The organism is Achromobacter sp. Marseille-Q0513, from assembly GCF_018195695.1.
GTDB lineage: Bacteria > Pseudomonadota > Gammaproteobacteria > Burkholderiales > Burkholderiaceae_B > Achromobacter.
On record NZ_JAGTJY010000604.1, the window covers coordinates 1 to 378 of the forward strand.

1 pseudogene is annotated in these 378 nt (G+C 61.6%); it reads left to right on the plus strand.

Annotation, left to right across the window (positions count from 1 at the left end):
* Positions 1–296: pseudogene (locus KDH83_RS31950) on the plus strand (hypothetical protein); the annotation flags it as partial.
* Between the last annotated feature and the right edge of the window lie 82 nt (positions 297–378).

The window sequence follows — 378 nt, forward strand, 5'->3', positions numbered from 1 at the left end:
TGGCCAGGCTGCTGGCTCGGGATGGTCGGGTGAACGGCGAGTTCTACCTGGACTCGACGATCAATGATGCCATCGCCCTGGGGCTGCGCTGCCAGGTCTTTACCGTCGATCACCTGCTCTCCTGGGGAACGCCGAACGACTTGCGAACCTTCGAGTACTGGCAGTCCTGCTTCCATAAATGGGCATCGCATCCCTATCGCCTTGAGAACGATGGCCGCGTCCCCGCGGAAGCCGTACCGCTGCTGGCTCGACAATACCGCAAGATCGATCTGCCGTTGCCGGGCCCGCGGCCATGATGAAGAAGGAACTGCCCGTATTCCTGGTGGTGGGCGGACTGACCGTCGCGGTCGACTTTCTTGTCTATCATGCCCTGCTGGC